The following is a 15,101-nucleotide window of genomic DNA, read 5'->3' as shown; positions in this document are numbered from 1 at the left end:
GAAATGAATCTCGTCCAATCGATGTCCCGCAGAGGCAACTGCTGGGACAATGCATGCATCGAAAGCTTCTTCGGCAAGTTGAAGACAGAGATGCCGGGTTTCTCTACTCCAGAGACCCAGGACGAGATGATCCAAGCCGTCACAGATTACATTGCCTATTATAACGGAATTCGGCCCCAATTGAAATTCAAGATGAGTCCGATTGCATATCGGCTGGCGCAAGCTGCCTGAGCGGATGAACGGGTGGTACTAGCTGGCGACTTTACTTGGAGAGGCAGGCATGATAGCCTTGGCGGGCCGAACCAGCCTCCGGAGCTGGTTTCCTGGTTCGGGAAGCATGCCTGTAGAGGCTCCGAGTCAAGTCGCAAATAGATGTATTAAGAAACGGAAAAGGTCTGGCAACAAAATGAATTGAGCGGTTTATAGAGTGTCTCCTTGACAGGGTGTAAGTCAGCCCCCGGTACCCGCGCATAAACAGTGCTACCCGCGCATACAGCCCCGGTACCCGCGCATACAGTCCCCGCACCCGCGCATAAACAGTTGCCACCCGCGCAAACGGCTCCGGTACCCGCGCATAAATACGGCACCTCAAGCGATTAAATCCCACAAAAAACTAACACCATATTTACTGCTTTAAGTAAAAAAGTGCAGTAGCCCCTAGTAAATCATAAAAACTTCCGGAAGCTGACCGATTGCCATGCGCTTGATGAATACTCAGGCGTGCTAGCAGCATGAACATTCCATTATGCACTGACTGAAACAATATACCCGTTTTCCGTAATAGTGCTTGTTTTATAGTTTAGATTATATATAATAGTCTGTATATTGAAAGAGGGAGGAGTTTTGTTTGGTAACATTTATATGTTCTCTTCTTCTGCTGTTTGCAGGATATGCAGTGTATTCAAAAGTCATTGAAAAAGTGTTTGTCGTGAACGACAGCCGGCAAACGCCAGCGTATACCAAACAGGACGGGCTCGATTATGTGCCGATGAGCTGGTGGAAAGGCTGGTTAATTCAATTATTGAACATTGCTGGTCTTGGCCCAATCTTCGGTGCGGTCGCCGGTGCCTTGTATGGTCCTGTTGCATTTTTATGGATTGTGTTCGGCTGTATTTTCGCAGGGGCAGTACACGATTATTTTTCAGGCATGCTTTCTTTAAAGCATGGTGGAGCTCAATTCCCTACGCTGGTCGGAAAATATATGGGGGAATTTGTCCGGAAATCGGTTAACATCGTTTCCATTGTATTGATGTTATTAGTGGCGGCAGCCTTTACAGCGGGCCCAGCACAGCTAATTTCATCTATTAGTCCACTTTCATTTGGGCTCTGTCTCGTTCTTATTTTCGGTTATTTCTTATTAGCGGCCATCTTGCCGATCAATCAAATCATCGGACGGATCTATCCGATTTTCGGAGCTATATTAATCATCATGGCAGTTGCCATTGCTGCAGCTCTCGTCTTAGGTTCCAAACAGATACCGAATCTGACGTTTGCTAATTTGCATCCAGGTGAGTTGCCAATATGGCCATTGCTCATGGTGACGATTTCATGTGGAGCGATCTCTGGTTTCCACTGTACGCAAAGTCCGATCGTTTCCAGGACGATGAAGAAGGAAACAGAAGGGCGCAAGATTTTCTACGGTGCCATGATTGCTGAGGGAGTTATCGCGCTAATTTGGGCAGCTGCCGGCATGACATTTTTCGGAGGGACGGGTGGATTGCAGGGGGCATTGGCTGCGGGAGGTCCGGCAGGTGTTGTCAATGAAATCTCTACTTCCTTGCTCGGAACATTCGGCGGCATCCTCGCTATTCTTGGTGTTATCATCTTGCCGATTACGACTGGCGATACGGCACTTCGATCGGCACGGATGATTGCTACCGAATCATTGTCTAAATGGTTTAATCCAGAGAAGAAATGGGTCGTTGCTGTCATTACAGTCGGTCTTGGTGCCCCTGTGTTTTATCTTTCTACCATCGACTATTCGTTCTTATGGAGATATGTTGGAGGGACCAATCAAATCGTCGCTACTGTTATGTTGTGGACGGCTGCTTCCTTCCTCATGCGAGAAGGGAAAGCACATTTCATTGCAGGCATTCCAGCCCTCTTCATGACAGCTGTCGTTTGCACATATTGGCTGTATGCTCCGGAAGGCCTGTCGCTCGATTACACGCTTTCCGTCGTGGTCGGTTTGCTTGCAACGCTTGCCGCGGCTATCCAATATGCACGGAAGATTCTTTATTACCGACAACAAGCGCCAATTTTGCTCGAAAGATAAACAAAGACTCGCAGTCAGTCAAAAAGAAAAACGGCAATGGGGAGTTATTACTTCTCCATTGCCGTTTTAATGTCTGTGTTATTTTCGCAACGACTTAAATTCGTCAATTGCTCTAACCCAATTTTCCTTCATGACTTCAGACGCTTTGTTTGCATCTTTTTCGAGCAGCAGCTTGATGATTTTTTCATGTTCCTCAATGGATTGCTCTGTGAGGATAATGGAATTGTGGAAGAACAGTCTTCTTACATGCGCTTGCAACGAAGCCGCCATGGTCGTGATGTAAGGGTTTTCAGCCGTATCCACAATAATTTGGTGAAACGTCTCGTCAATCTTCAGTCCATTGAAATAGTCCTCATCCCGGACTGCCGCCGCGAAATCATCATTCACCTTTTTTAATTCTTCTATTACATCGGGAGTCACATTTGGCACTGCGAGTTCTGCTGCAAGTGCCTGCAAAGCGGCTAGTGGCGGGAGCAGATCGACGATGTCCTCCTGCTCGACCTCTGTCACTTGCGTGGCTTTTCCCGGAAATAGTTTGACGAACCCTTGCACTTCCAATAATTGCAATGACTCTCGAATCGGCGTTCTGCTGACGCCTAAGGCCTGAGCCAATTCCACGTCATTTAATTTCTCGCCAGGCTGCAATGTACCATCGATGATCCACTGTTGCAGTTGGGTGAAGGCTGCTTCTTTTGCTGTCATGCGTGAAGTCTTTTCGTAATTTGAAGGTATCGGCAACTGAATCACCATCCTCATCTATTTGTTATAAGTATACCGTAAATTGTGTAACTCGGAAAGGTATACAATATATTGCTGTGCTAAATTATTCTACTGTATAGAAGAGAGAGATCCTCATCTTCTTCGTCTGCACCATAGGCGATTTGCTCTTCTTTGAAAATGAAACCCCTTGCTTCGTAAAAAGGTATGCCAAACTGGTTTCCCTTTGCAACAGATACCCGTTGTTCAACTACATCATATCGATGTTTCTGCAGTTTTGAATAAAACTCCAAAAGTCGGGTGCCGATTCCGCCGCCCCTCATTTCAGGATCTATGTAGAAGACATAAATTTCTCCAACACGTTCTGAGACCAAGCCTCCACCGATAATGCCTGTAATTTTTCCCTTTTCAACAGCAACATAGTAGCCATGCCAAGAATCGCTGACTTCTTTAATTTCCTCACGAATTCGCTGCATATTGTAATATTTGTCAATGAGCTGCTGTATATATGGTTCACTATAGAGTTCTTTATAAGTGAACCATTGTGCTCTAATTAGCAAGGAGGCGATTTCTTCTGTATCTTTCAGTTCTGCTTTTCTGATCAACATGACAAGCGTCCTCTCGTTTGTAATATTCAGATTAGAAATGTAATAATAATTGCGCCATTTTGTAACGTAGCTGTAATATGAGACTGTTAATCTAATTGTAGACTAAAACGCAAGGAGTAGAAAACTTGATAAAACGAATTGTGACGCTTATTTTTGCAGTAACACTTTTGATTGGCGGAACGTCTGAAAGTTTTGCAGCTTCTTCAAAGTATACGGTCAAACAAGGAGATTCGCTTTATAAAATAGCGAAAACCCACCACGTTTCAGTTAATCAATTAAAATCGTGGAACGGGTTAAAATCCAATACCATTCACCCTAAGCAAACATTACATGTAGTGAATCCGAAGAAGGTTGCCGCCAACCAAACTACCAAAAAGGACGTAGCATCTTCCAAGAAGACACCATCACGATCTAATACAGACAATGTCGTCAAAGAATTCACCGTCTCTGCCAGTGCATACACTGCGAATTGCAATGGCTGCAGCGGAATCACTTCCACCGGCATTAACTTGAAGAAAAATCCCGATGTTAAAGTGATCGCAGTCGATCCAAAAGTGATCCCGCTTGGCACAAAAGTGCATGTGGAAGGGTATGGATATGCGATTGCCGGGGATACAGGAAGTGCAATTAAAGGAAATAAAATTGATGTATTCTTTAATTCCAAAAGTGAGGCATATGATTGGGGAAGAAAGAAAGTTAAAATCAAAATACTTGAGTAAGAATGGAACTGTCCAGAATGTCAGCGGAACTGACTTTCTAGGGCAGTTTTTTTCGCTTGGTTGATGTAGGCGGGACATTGTTACTCTTCGTTCGCCCCGAAGGCGCAGATAGCTGTTTCCTCCATAATTAGATACTGTCAAAGTAGAATGCTTTTTTATGTCCAGAATGATAGACTGAAGAAAACAAATGGGGGAGAAGTGGTTAGATGGACAAAAGGAGAATGCTCATTGGATTGATTGTGCTGCTTGCGATTCCGCTATACATTTGGATCGCATATGTGGAAATACCTGCGAAATCGAAACTTGGCGAAGAGAAGCTGCAGCAGGATCCGCGTCAGCATGATTTTTCTCAAGTTCTGAAATATGACAATCCATACATGGGGAACGCCTCGAATGTAGGAAATTTATTTCAAGCGCTGCCCTTGAATGATTACAAAGGGACATTCGAGATGGATCCTGATCAGCTTTCGCTTGTAATGAACTATAATGTGAATGCAGGGGAACTGGAAGGCAGAGCAGAAGAGGCGTTTCTGTATAATTCGACGGCCGCTTTTTTGCTCATTCACAACTTGGATAAACTTGAGATGAGATTTTTAGATACTTCATTTGTAACGACGAGGAATCGCGTTGAAAATTGGTTCGGCTCCGAGTGGGAGAGTTTAAAGAACCCGGAGGAATTTAAGAAGCAAGTCCAACAAAAGCTGAAGGACGGAGAGCAGGAGGATTGGCTGCAATCCTATAAGGAGGGGGATTCGTAATATGGACATCGTCATTATTACCGGAGCATCAAAAGGAATCGGATGGGAGCTGGCGGCCCAGTTAAAACGGCAAGGGAAACAAGTAATTGGACTGGCTAGAACAAATCCAGGCTTTGAAGATAATTTTATAGAAGTCGATTTGGCAGAAACGACTTTATTGCCTAATGTGATGAAGGAGATCATTGAGCAGCACTTGGAAACCGCAACGTCTTTCACACTTGTGAACAATGCGGGCATAGTAGATCCAATTGGACTGGTTGGGGGAGTGAAGCCAGAAATGATTGGCAAGGCAGTCACTGTCAATTTGGCAGCGCCGATGATTCTTACGAATGCGTTCATTTCCCGGCTGGCTGATTTTAAAGGGACGAAAAAGATTGTAAACATCTCATCCGGAGCCGGCAGAAATCCGTACGAAGGCTGGGGCGTTTATTGCACGACCAAAGCGGGGCTTGACCACTTTTCACGTGTCGTGGAGCTGGAGCAGCAGTCCGCCGAAAATCCCGTACAAATCGCTTCCATAGCGCCAGGAATCATTGATACGGGTATGCAAGAGACGATTCGCTCAAGCGAAGCAGCTGACTTCCCATTGCTGGAGCGGTTCATCAACTACAAAGAAGAAGGAAAATTGAGCAGTGCAGAAGAGACAGCCCGAAAATTAATCGCTTTTATGGAGACCGATTTCAAGAAAGCGGGCGGGCCGATTTTAGATTTGCGACAATTGTAAATGGAAAGCGCCAGTCTGAGTACTATCTCAGATGGCGCTTTTTTTATGCCTCTTCAATGAGGCGGACGGTTTGAAAGTCTTTCACTTTTTCCAGTGCAATCAAAAATGGAGGGTTTTTTCGTTGGTTTAACAGCTCGTACCGAATGACATGGACATCGGCCTGGTGTATTTTCTTTACAAAGGCGAGCAGGGCATCCCGCTCCTCCTGGCCGCCTGTATGCCCATCATATACCGAAATGGTAATGATCCCGCCTACTTTCAACAACCCTAGCAGTTTGCGGACCGCTTCAATCGTAGACTCGGCTTTCGTAATAATGGACAAATCCTCACTATAGGGCAAGTAACCTAAGTTGAACATTGCGCCGCCAATCGGTTGATTGACATGCTGGTCGACATTGGCATGGCTGTCCAGCAACAATGTGACCCGGTCATGTAATTCTCCTAGCCGGTTCTTTGTTGCATCCAGTGCGGCTTGCTGGATATCGAATGCATACACATGCCCGTCTTTTCCGACTAGTTCGGCTAGAAAGAGTGTGTCATTGCCATTCCCCGCTGTTGCATCGACGACAGTTTCGCCTGGCGCCACGGTTTTTTCGATCAACCGCTTTGAAAACGGAAGAACACGATGTAATAAAATCGAACTGCTCACAGCGTCTCTACCACCTTTGAATAAAATTTTCCTTGCCAGCTGTTCCGCCGCTCAAGCTCTTTATCTATCCCATTGAGAACGTCCCATTTCGTTGCGCTCCACATAGGGCCGATCATCAAATCGATCGGTCCGTCGCCCGTAATCCGGTGGATGATCATTTCGGGCGGGAGGATTTCAAGCTGGTCGACAACGAGCCGGATGTAGTCGTCTTTTTCAAGGAAGGTCAGCAAGCCTTTTTCATATTGTTTGACCATTGGCGTCCCTTTTAGCAAATGAAGCAAGTGAATTTTAATTCCTTGCACGTCAAGCTTAGCAACCTCTCTTGCTGTTTCCATCATCATAACGTAGTCTTCCATTGGGAGTCCGTTAATAATATGAGAGCATACTTGAATGCCGTGCTTTCTCAGTTTTTCTACACCTTCCACGTACGTCGCGTAATCATGTGCCCGGTTTACGAGCCTGGCCGTTTTCTCATGGACTGTTTGAAGACCTAATTCCACCCATAAATACGTTCTTTTATTCAACTCCGCCAAATAATCAACTACGTCGTCAGGCAAACAATCAGGGCGGGTTGCGATAGAAAGTGCAACCACATCGTCTTGCGCGAGAGCGGCTTCGAATTTTTCCTTCAGGACAGGAAGAGGGGCATGCGTATTCGTATACGCCTGGAAATACGCCATGTACTTCCCGTTCTTCCATTTCTGATGCATTTTGTCCCGGATCTTTGCAAACTGGACATCGATCGGTTCTGCCCGGTCGCCTGCAAAATCGCCCGATCCGGCCACACTGCAAAATGTACAGCCACCAAAAGCGACCGTACCATCCCGGTTAGGGCAATCAAAGCCTGCGTCCAATGAAATCTTAAATACTTTGAATCCGAATTTGTCCTTTAAATGTTTGGACCATGTATGATAACGTTTCCCTTCTGAAGGGAACGGCAATGTGTGCAAATCCACGTCAGTTCATCTCCTTACGGATAAATTGTACCATAAATGGGGACTTGAATTTGGTGAATCGGGTAAACCGGAAGTATAAGGAATGAACCCGTTAGGATCCCAGCTCATATGATCTGAATTATGGAACATATACTGATGTGCTTGTTTGACTTTGAAAAAAAGCATAAACTCAAATTATATTTTTGGAAGAACGGAGGCAGAAAGATGCCTAAAAAAGTTTGGCTGCTCGTCATCGGCATGTTTGTCAACGTAATCGGCAACTCCTTTTTGTGGCCGTTGAATACGATATATATGCATGAATACTTAGGAAAGTCGCTGGCTGTTGCAGGTTTGGTGCTCATGGCCAATTCGGGAGCCGGAGTGATCGGCAACTTGCTTGGCGGCTATTTATTCGACCGGATCGGCGGATATAAGTCGATCATGGGCGGAATTCTGATTTCTGTCCTTGCGCTTGTCGGGCTAGTATTTCGGCATGACTGGTATCCGTATGTCATTCTATTGACCGTACTCGGTTTTAGCGGCGGAATCATCTTCCCGAGTATGTATGCAATGGTCGGCACAATTTGGCCGGAAGGCGGGAGGAAGGCGTTTAATTCCATTTACCTTGCGCAAAACGTTGGCGTTGCAATCGGTCCAGCGTTAGCAGGTCTCGTTGCATCTTTCCATATCGACTATATTTTCGGCGCAAATTTGATTTTTTACATTCTATTCCTGTTTATTGCCTATTTCGGATATAAGAACATCAGAATCGCACCGGACCGCCACACCGATGTATTTAGGGAAACTTCGCCGATCAAGAAGAAAGCGCCGTTTTACGCGCTGCTCATCTTGACGACTGGGTATTTGCTGACATGGCTTGTTTATTCCCAATGGTCGACTACGATTTCAACCCATGCACTGTCCCTCGGTGTCACGCTTAGGGAATATAGTTTAATTTGGACGGTCAATGGTCTTTTGATTGTATTAGGTCAACCGATTATCCGGCCTTTGATCAAGCGGCTGGAGCATCAGCTGAAGGCACAGATGATCATCGGAACGCTGATATTCATCGGTTCGTTCATCATGGTCAGCTTTGCAGGCTCCTTCCAAATGTTCATTGCGTCCATGGTCATCCTCACTTTTGGGGAAATGATTGTCTGGCCGGCTATCCCAACATTGGCGAGCCAGTTGGCGCCGAAAGGGAAAGATGGCTTCTATCAAGGGATTGTTAACTCAACAGCTACAATTGGACGGATGATCGGTCCTTTTGCCGGCGGTGTCCTCGTTGGACTGTATGGAATGAAAGCGATGTTGCTCATTTTAACTGCGTTTATGAGCATATCCATTGTGACGACTCTTCTTTACGATAAACCCCTTAAAGGGCAATTGATAAAACCGGAACAACCGTAAAGGTTGCCGGTTTTTCTTTATGCTTTCATTTCCACATAAATTGCAACAGATAAAATAGTTTGTTTTAATAGAATATGATAGGTATTGTAAATTATCGTTTTCAAACAAAGGGGGATGTTGCATGAAACCAATTTACACGTCTGCTATGGAAGCGGTTTCGCGTATTGAGGACGGCTCCACATTGATGGTTGGCGGGTTCGGTCTTGTCGGAATTCCGGAGCAGCTCATTTTAGCTCTTGTAGAAAAGGGAGTAAAAGATCTGACCATCATTTCGAATAACTGCGGAGTGGACGACTGGGGACTCGGGTTGCTCCTGAAGGAAAGACAGATTCGAAAAATGATCGGATCGTACGTGGGAGAAAATAAAGAATTTGAACGCCAGGTCCTCTCCGGTGAAATTGAAGTGGAATTGACGCCGCAAGGGACATTGGCAGAAAAGATACGGGCTGGCGGTGCCGGAATTCCGGCATTTTACACTCCGGCGGGCGTTGGCACTGTTGTTGCAGAAGGAAAGGAAGTCCGCCTTTTCAACGGTAAGGAATATGTGCTGGAAGAGGCGCTCGTGGCAGACTTTTCCTTGGTAAGAGCTGCAACAGCCGACAAGTTCGGAAATTTAATTTATAACAAGACAGCCCAGAATTTCAATCCGATGATGGCGGCTGCCGGCAAATTCACGATTGCTGAGGTGGAAGAGATCGTGGAAGCAGGGGAATTGGATCCAGCAGCAATTCATACACCGAGCATTTATGTGCAGGGGCTGCTCCAGGCGAAGCAGGAAAAACGGATTGAGCGTTTGACGACTCGATGAAAAAGGGGGACTGGCGATTATGACAAAAGTCAATTTCAGGGAGCGTATCGCAAGACGGGCTGAGAAAGAAATTAACGATGGGGATTACGTCAATTTAGGCATTGGCATGCCGACGCTTGTAGCAAATTATATTTCGCCGGATAAAACCGTTGTGCTGCAGTCGGAAAATGGACTGCTGGGCATCGGGCCTTATCCGACTGAAGATGAAGTGGATCCGGATCTGATCAATGCAGGGAAAGAAACAGTAACGACCATACCTGGTTCTGCGTTTTTCAATAGCGCCGAATCGTTTGCGATGATCCGCGGAGGGCATGTCGATGTGGCGATACTCGGCGGCATGGAAGTTTCAGAAACAGGCGACCTCGCCAATTGGATGATACCGGGCAAGATGATCAAAGGGATGGGCGGAGCGATGGATCTTGTCCATGGCGCCAAGAAGATCATCGTCATTATGGATCATGTGGCGAAGGACGGATCTGCGAAAATAAAAAAGGAATGTACACTGCCTCTTACGGGAAAAGGCGTAGTTCATAAAATCATTACGGAACGTGCCCTAATTGAAGTGACACCAGAAGGGCTTGTGTTACAAGAGGTATTTGAAGGATTCACAGTCGATGAAGTGATCGACTCGACGGAAGCGGATTTGCGTGTGGTGGATGGATTGCGGTAAAACCCACAGTCTGAATTCAGTTGTTGTATTTTGTAACATAGTAGGGTACACTACAATAAACTAACTCTAAATAGTGTTGGCTATGATAAGGAGTAGTAATCCGGAAGGTCGTTTTAGAGAGCAGGCGGTTGGTGCAAGCCTGTACGACCCAAAGATGAACTCGCCTTTGAGCCCGTATCGGTGAATTTAAAACTAGCCGGTGCCGTTGTCCTCGTTACGGATCAAGCTGAGCAGAGCAATCTGCTAATTTGGGTGGCACCGCGGGAGAAATACTCTCGTCCCTTTTCATAAGGGACGGGGGTATTTTTTTATTTTCCCTATACTCGCAATGACATGATTTAGAGAGCAGGAAGGAATGATTTCATGAGTTACAACCATTTGCAGATTGAAAAGAAATGGCAACAATTCTGGAAGGATCAAAAGACGTTCAAAACAATTAATGACCCTTCAAAACCAAAGTTTTACGCGCTAGATATGTTCCCGTATCCATCCGGTGCCGGGCTGCACGTCGGTCACCCGCTCGGCTACATTGCAACCGACATCCTAAGCCAATTTAAACGGAAACAAGGATATAACGTTCTTCATCCGATGGGCTGGGATGCATTCGGATTGCCGGCTGAACAATATGCGATTGACACTGGCAATGATCCAGCTGAATTTACGGCGAAAAATATTGCGACGTTCAAACGCCAAATGAACGATCTAGGATTTTCATATGACTGGGACCGTGAAATCAATACGACGGATCCGAAGTATTATAAATGGACGCAATGGATCTTCATTCAATTGTTTAATAAGGGCTTAGCCTATATCGATGAAGTGCCAGTCAACTGGTGTCCGGCACTTGGCACAGTACTTGCGAACGAAGAAGTCATCGACGGGAAATCAGAGCGTGGCGGCCATCCGGTTGAACGCCGACCAATGAGACAATGGGTGCTTCGTATTACAGAATACGCGGATCGCTTGCTTGAAGATTTGGATGATCTTGATTGGCCAGACAGCTTGAAGGATATGCAGAGAAACTGGATCGGCCGTTCAGAAGGCGCACAATTGACGTTTGAAATTGACGGTACAGACTTGTCATTCGAAGCATTCACGACCCGTCCGGATACTATTTTCGGCGCGACATATGCAGTTTTGGCTCCAGAGCATAAATTGGTGGAGCAAATTACGACAGATGAGCAGCGTCAGGCGGTTAACGAGTACTTGGACAAAGTAAAAGTGAAAAGCGACTTGGAACGTACGGATCTGGCAAAAGAAAAGACAGGCGTGTTTACGGGCGCTTATGCAATCAACCCGGCAAGCGGCGAGAAAATGCCGATCTGGATCGCGGATTACGTCTTGGCTTCTTATGGTACAGGTGCCATTATGGCGGTGCCTGCGCATGATGAACGAGACTACGAGTTTGCTAAGACATTTGATCTTCCGATTGTCGAAGTAGTAGCTGGTGGCGATGTTTCGAATGAACCGTTTACAGGTGACGGGGAGCACATCAATTCCGAATTCCTGAACGGGCTTGGCAAAGAGGAAGCGATCGAGAAGGCGATTGCCTGGTTCGTTGAAAATGGCAAAGGCGAAAAGAAAATTACGTACCGCCTTCGCGACTGGTTGTTCTCCAGACAGCGTTATTGGGGAGAGCCGATCCCAGTCATTCATTGGGAAGATGGCTCCATGACGACAATCGATGAGTCGGAACTGCCTTTGACTCTTCCAAAAACAACAAACATTAAACCGAGCGGTACAGGCGAATCACCGCTTGCTAACATTGAAGAATGGGTAAATGTCGTTGATCCGGCTACTGGTATGAAAGGACGCCGCGAGACGAATACGATGCCACAATGGGCAGGCAGCTGCTGGTATTATCTTCGTTATATCGATCCAGACAATGATGACATGATCATTGATCCGGAATTGGCAGAGCGCTGGCTTCCAGTTGACATTTATGTCGGCGGAGCAGAGCATGCTGTCTTGCACTTGCTATATGCGCGTTTCTGGCACAAAGTATTGTACGATGTGGGCGTCGTCAAAACGAAAGAGCCATTCCAGAAATTGTTCAACCAAGGCATGATCCTTGGAGAAGGCAATGAAAAAATGTCTAAATCCAAAGGGAACGTCGTCAACCCGGATGATATCGTCCACTCGCACGGCGCGGATTCATTGCGTCTTTATGAAATGTTCATGGGACCACTTGATGCATCGAAAGCATGGTCGACGAACGGACTTGACGGAGCACGCCGCTTCTTGGATAGAATTTGGCGCCTATTCGTCAATGAAGACGGAACACTTAGCGAGAAAATCAAAGAAGAGACAGGTGGACCGCTAGAGAAGGTATACCATCAAACGGTGAAGAAAGTAACCGAAGACTTCGAAGCGATGCACAACAATACAGCTATCTCGCAAATGATGGTATTCATTAACGAAGCATACAAAGCGGACTCCATTCCTAAAGAATACGTGGAAGGATTCGTTACAATGATCTCGCCAATTACACCACACCTTGCAGAAGAGCTGTGGGAAAAATTGGGCCATTCCGAATCAATTACGTACACAGCATGGCCGTCCTATGACGAATCCAAGCTGCAAGACGACACAATCGAGATCGCTGTCCAAATCAACGGTAAAGTGAGAGCGAAATTGGAAGTATCCAAAGACATCTCCAAAGAAGACTTGGAAAAAGCAGCCCTTGAAAACGAGCAAGTGAAGCAATGGATCGACGGCAAAGAACTGAAAAAAGTAATTGCCATTCCAGGCCGGCTTGTCAATATCGTCGCTGCAGAGTGACATTTATAACAGATGGGGAAAAACAATCGTTTTTCTCCATCTGTTTTTTGTTTTGGATACATGGGTAAGGATGCTAGGTAGTAGGCGAAATTGAAGTGATTGATATTACCTGGCGAAGTGACCGATACCTTTGGTAAAGAAGGCTAGATATATGAGTGGACGCCAATAAAACCGGGTGAATGCCAGAATATCAAGCCGAACGCCAGATAAATGAGCTGAACGCCAGAAAATCAAGCCGAACGCCAGATAAATGAACTGAACGCCAGAAAATCAAGTTGAACGCCAGATAAATGGGCTGAACGCCAGAAAATCAAGCCGAACGCCAGATAAATGAATTGAACGCCAGAAAATCAAGCCGAACGCCAGATAAATGAGCTGAACGCCAGAATATCAAGCGAACGCCAATAAAACCGGGTGAACGCCAATAACTCGGGCCGAACGCCAATAACTCGAGTTGAACGCCAATAACTCAGGCTGAACGCCAATAACTCTGGGTGAACGCCAATAACTCGAGCTGAAAGCCAAAAACTCAGGTTGCCAATAACCCGAAATGAACGCCAATATACTCTGCAAAGCGATCTATAACGATCAACGAATCCACACCAATCGATACTAATTAAAGACAACGGCAAACATTTTCTCTCTTAACGAGAAAAATGGCTTTAGCCTCGAATTCCCAGCTAAAGCCATTCAGCCGTTGACCATTCATATATCATGAAGGCTGCCCAAAACAGGACAGCCTCCACTTTCAATTTTTTCATTCCTCCGAAGCATACTGTCCGGCACTCATGCCTGCTATGCGGCCTGTAACGAGGGCGGATGTGATGTTATAGCCGCCTGTGTATCCGTGGATGTCGAGGATTTCGCCGCAGAAATAAAGTCCTTCTTTTTTGCGGGAGGCCATCGTTTTCGGTTCGATTTCTTTGACCGAAACGCCGCCGCCTGTAACGAACGCTTTCTCGATGGGCTGGGTGCCGTTCACTTTCATCGTGAATGCTTTTAAGGAAGTGGCGAGCCTTCTTAGTTTTTCGGTTGCGAGCGTGGCGCCGATTTCGCTAGGGTCGATGCCGGCGCGGTCGAGTAGAAATAATAGCCAGCGTTCTGGCACGAGGCCTTTCCAGACATTTTTTACAGCCTTCTTTGGATCTTCCTTGATGTGGGTAGATAATAGCTGGAAGACGTTCTCTTCATTTTTGTCAGGAAACGAGTCGATTCGGATATCGACGGGCTGATTGCCGTTCTTTTTTCTTTCCTTAACGACATATTGGCTGCATCGGAGAATGGCAGGTCCGCTTAATCCGAAATGGGTGAAGAGCATGTCCATTTGGTGCGTAACGAGAGCTTTCCCTTTTGCATTTAAAACGGATACGGCTACATCTCTTAATGCGAGCCCTTGCAGTTCTGCCGAGTTGATAAATGGCTCATTCGATAGTAAAGGAACTTCAGTCGGGTAGAGTTCTGTCACGGTATGTCCGGCCTTTTCTGCCCATGGGTAGCCGTCGCCTGTTGAACCGGTTTGCGGAACTGCTTTACCGCCTACTGCGATTACGATGGCCCGGGAGCGAATTTCCTCACCGGATTCAAGCCGCACTCCTATCACTTGTGTGTCGTCCATCAACAGTTTTTTCACTCGTGTCTCGAGTTTCACGTCCACATGAAGACGTTCCATTTCGGACAGGAGTGCGTTGACGACATCCTTTGCTTTGTTTGATACAGGGAACATTCTGCCGTGATCTTCTTCTTTTAACGGCACACCTAGTCCTTCAAAAAAGCGGATGATGTCTTCATTATTGAAAACCGAAAAAGGTCCGTATAAGAAACGGCCATTTCCGGGTATATGTTTAATGATTTCTTCGATTGGAAGGCGATTTGTCACATTGCAGCGCCCGCCCCCTGAAATGGATAACTTGTGTCCAAGCTTTTTTCCTTTATCGAGCAGGAGGACCTTTTTTCCGTTTTCAGCTGCCGCAATCGAAGCCATCAAGCCGGAAGGACCCCCGCCGACTATAATAACGTCATACATAGTAGGTACCCCACACTTTCTGTT

At 46.2% G+C, this 15,101-nt stretch carries 15 protein-coding genes and 1 other annotated feature; of the genes, 9 read left to right on the top strand and 6 right to left on the bottom strand.

What is annotated here, in order from left to right; translation table 11 throughout:
• Both L7D49_RS16295 and L7D49_RS16290 read left to right on the top strand, forming a co-directional pair.
• Positions 1-231, top strand: a 231-nt coding sequence (locus L7D49_RS16295) for an IS3 family transposase (RefSeq protein ID WP_238080921.1), incomplete at its 5' end; no start/stop codon positions are given.
• A gap of 616 nt (positions 232-847) precedes the next feature.
• A complete protein-coding gene (locus L7D49_RS16290) occupies positions 848-2,275 on the top strand; it encodes a carbon starvation CstA family protein (protein WP_238082736.1) in 1,428 nt (475 codons plus the stop codon).
• Between the two features lie 78 nt (positions 2,276-2,353).
• Here L7D49_RS16290 and L7D49_RS16285 read toward each other — a convergent pair whose 3' ends face one another.
• Both L7D49_RS16285 and L7D49_RS16280 read right to left on the bottom strand, forming a co-directional pair.
• Positions 2,354-3,013: a GntR family transcriptional regulator gene (locus L7D49_RS16285; protein ID WP_238082735.1), complete on the bottom strand. Its 660-nt coding sequence runs from the start codon at positions 3,011-3,013 to the stop codon at positions 2,354-2,356.
• 80 nt (positions 3,014-3,093) lie between these two features.
• On the bottom strand, positions 3,094-3,600 hold the full coding sequence (locus tag L7D49_RS16280; protein WP_238082733.1) for a GNAT family N-acetyltransferase: 507 nt from the start codon (positions 3,598-3,600) through the stop codon (positions 3,094-3,096).
• Between the two features lie 125 nt (positions 3,601-3,725).
• On the opposite strand from L7D49_RS16280, the gene L7D49_RS16275 reads away from it, so the two are divergent.
• The 3 genes from L7D49_RS16275 to L7D49_RS16265 all read left to right on the top strand — a co-directional run bounded on the left by L7D49_RS16275 (position 3,726) and on the right by L7D49_RS16265 (position 5,801).
• Positions 3,726-4,319, top strand: a complete 594-nt coding sequence (locus tag L7D49_RS16275) for a 3D domain-containing protein (RefSeq protein WP_238082731.1) — start codon at positions 3,726-3,728, stop codon at positions 4,317-4,319.
• A gap of 206 nt (positions 4,320-4,525) precedes the next feature.
• Positions 4,526-5,077, top strand: coding sequence for a DUF4825 domain-containing protein (locus L7D49_RS16270; RefSeq protein WP_238082729.1), 552 nt, complete (start codon positions 4,526-4,528; stop codon positions 5,075-5,077).
• 1 nt (position 5,078) lies between these two features.
• The gene (locus L7D49_RS16265) at positions 5,079-5,801 is read left to right on the top strand and encodes an SDR family NAD(P)-dependent oxidoreductase (RefSeq protein ID WP_238082727.1); all 723 of its coding nucleotides are present in this window, start codon (positions 5,079-5,081) and stop codon (positions 5,799-5,801) included.
• A 43-nt stretch (positions 5,802-5,844) separates the two neighbouring features.
• Here the strand turns inward: L7D49_RS16265 and mnmM are convergent, their stop codons facing one another.
• Both mnmM and mnmL read right to left on the bottom strand, forming a co-directional pair.
• Entirely contained in the window at positions 5,845-6,450 is a 606-nt protein-coding gene (gene mnmM / locus L7D49_RS16260) for a tRNA 5-(aminomethyl)-2-thiouridylate-methyltransferase MnmM (protein WP_238082725.1), read from the bottom strand.
• Positions 6,447-7,406 carry a tRNA modification radical SAM protein MnmL/YtqA gene (mnmL, locus tag L7D49_RS16255; RefSeq protein ID WP_238082723.1) on the bottom strand — a complete coding sequence of 320 codons (960 nt, stop codon included), beginning with the start codon at positions 7,404-7,406 and terminating at the stop codon, positions 6,447-6,449. The genes mnmM and mnmL overlap by 4 nt, the downstream gene beginning before the upstream one ends.
• A gap of 204 nt (positions 7,407-7,610) precedes the next feature.
• On the opposite strand from mnmL, the gene L7D49_RS16250 reads away from it, so the two are divergent.
• From L7D49_RS16250 to leuS, 4 genes are all read left to right on the top strand, one after another.
• Positions 7,611-8,795: an MDR family MFS transporter gene (locus tag L7D49_RS16250; RefSeq protein WP_238082721.1), complete on the top strand. Its 1,185-nt coding sequence runs from the start codon at positions 7,611-7,613 to the stop codon at positions 8,793-8,795.
• A gap of 121 nt (positions 8,796-8,916) precedes the next feature.
• Positions 8,917-9,603, top strand: a complete 687-nt coding sequence (locus tag L7D49_RS16245; RefSeq protein WP_238082719.1) for a CoA transferase subunit A — start codon at positions 8,917-8,919, stop codon at positions 9,601-9,603.
• 19 nt (positions 9,604-9,622) lie between these two features.
• Positions 9,623-10,273, top strand: a complete 651-nt coding sequence (locus L7D49_RS16240) for a CoA transferase subunit B (protein ID WP_238082717.1) — start codon at positions 9,623-9,625, stop codon at positions 10,271-10,273.
• A gap of 73 nt (positions 10,274-10,346) precedes the next feature.
• Positions 10,347-10,559: a binding site (T-box leader), on the top strand.
• Positions 10,560-10,636: 77 nt separating this feature from the next.
• Positions 10,637-13,054 carry a leucine--tRNA ligase gene (leuS, locus tag L7D49_RS16235; RefSeq protein ID WP_238082715.1) on the top strand — a complete coding sequence of 806 codons (2,418 nt, stop codon included), beginning with the start codon at positions 10,637-10,639 and terminating at the stop codon, positions 13,052-13,054.
• Positions 13,055-13,404: 350 nt separating this feature from the next.
• On the opposite strand, the gene L7D49_RS16230 is transcribed toward leuS, so the two are convergent.
• Entirely contained in the window at positions 13,405-13,686 is a 282-nt protein-coding gene (locus L7D49_RS16230; RefSeq protein ID WP_238082712.1) for a hypothetical protein, read from the bottom strand.
• 125 nt (positions 13,687-13,811) lie between these two features.
• Positions 13,812-15,077, bottom strand: a complete 1,266-nt coding sequence (locus tag L7D49_RS16225; protein ID WP_238082710.1) for a BaiN/RdsA family NAD(P)/FAD-dependent oxidoreductase — start codon at positions 15,075-15,077, stop codon at positions 13,812-13,814.
• Positions 15,078-15,101: the final 24 nt, after the last annotated feature.

Origin of the sequence: Sporosarcina cyprini (assembly GCF_022048975.1) — a bacterium.
GTDB classification, from domain to species: domain Bacteria; phylum Bacillota; class Bacilli; order Bacillales_A; family Planococcaceae; genus Sporosarcina; species Sporosarcina cyprini.
This window is presented reverse-complemented; position numbering and strand designations above follow the sequence as displayed.